Raw genomic sequence first — 1,247 nt, forward strand, 5'->3', positions numbered from 1 at the left:
TGCCTGCCGAATTCTAAGATAAAAACAACAGAATTATAAAAAATTACAGATGTTGGTGTAAAGGGACAAATGGAGTCTTTCTTTTAACAACTGCAAAAACCCGAGCTATAAGTTTGTTTTTAATGGCATTCATTACCACCATTTTATGTTTTCCCTCACTAATTTTTCTGTTATAGTAACTCGTTATTTCTGGATCATGCTGTATGGCCGATGCAATACCATTTCCAATAATTGCTTTCATTTTTTTATTTCCTAAATAACTTGTTTTTGTTTTTCCTCTGATGGACGTTCCTGATTTAAACTCAAAAGGAGCAAGTCCGCAATAGCATGAAAACTTTCTCCAGTTTTTAAATTTAGTAAAGCCATGTGTCACGATAATCATATTTACTGCAATCTGAAGCCCAACCCCTTTTACTGAAACGATAAGGTTAAATAAGTCGTTCAGCGTGGGATCTGAAGCAATTAATTGTTTTAATGTTTTGTCAATTTCAAGAATGCTCTTGTTAATGCGTGCGACATGTTCTTTGGAGTCAGCGCAGACATACTCATGAAGATCCCTGTCAGTATATGCCTTAAGTTCTTTTGAAGCATTTTTCAATGCTACTTTTGTTTTTACCAGCCTCTCTCGGTATGATACAAGTTGTTTTAATTGAAGAATCGTTTTAGAGGGAAGCTGGTAAAATTCAATCTCATTTCTGTTCAGGTAGGCATATTTTGCAATCATAAGTGCATCCGCCTTGTCGTTTTTTCCGCGTCGAATACCCATTGAACGTTTTATTTGCAATCCTGGCTGCAGACTGTACTTCAAACCAAGTTCTTCGAAAAAAATGCAAATCCCAAGACAATAAATCCCAGAATGTTCCAGGCAGAAGAGAGGCTTTCCAGCAAAGGAAATGCTTTTAAGCCATTTCATCATTACATTGAATCCAGAGCGTTTATTGGTAAATTTTCGACTTCCAATAACAACACCCTGTTGATTTAACAAAGCAACATCATAATCTTTCTTTGAAATGTCGATTCCTGCAAATGAAGTAAATTCCATACCCTTTAAATTTTTAATGAACAACTAAAACCTTTACCAGGCCTAAAAAGCCTAAAATTCTAAATGGTTCTTGTTCAAAAAGAAGGCAGAGGACTAATTCGGCAGTTAGGCATATTAGCCTAGGCGGCCTATCGGGTTCACCTCTGCTTTCATTAAAATGAACAATACAATTTAGTAATGATAAAAGATATTGCTAATCTAAAGG

The 1,247-nt window shown here is 35.4% G+C and carries 1 protein-coding gene; it reads right to left on the reverse strand.

Going from position 1 to position 1,247, the window contains the following annotated elements; genetic code table 11:
• Positions 1-43 precede the first annotated feature (43 nt).
• Positions 44-1,042: an IS110 family RNA-guided transposase gene (locus G4420_RS23210; RefSeq protein ID WP_163326336.1), complete on the reverse strand. Its 999-nt coding sequence runs from the start codon at positions 1,040-1,042 to the stop codon at positions 44-46.
• Positions 1,043-1,247 lie beyond the last annotated feature (205 nt).

It is taken from the genome of Draconibacterium mangrovi (genome assembly GCF_010586825.1).
GTDB classification, from domain to species: domain Bacteria; phylum Bacteroidota; class Bacteroidia; order Bacteroidales; family Prolixibacteraceae; genus Draconibacterium; species Draconibacterium mangrovi.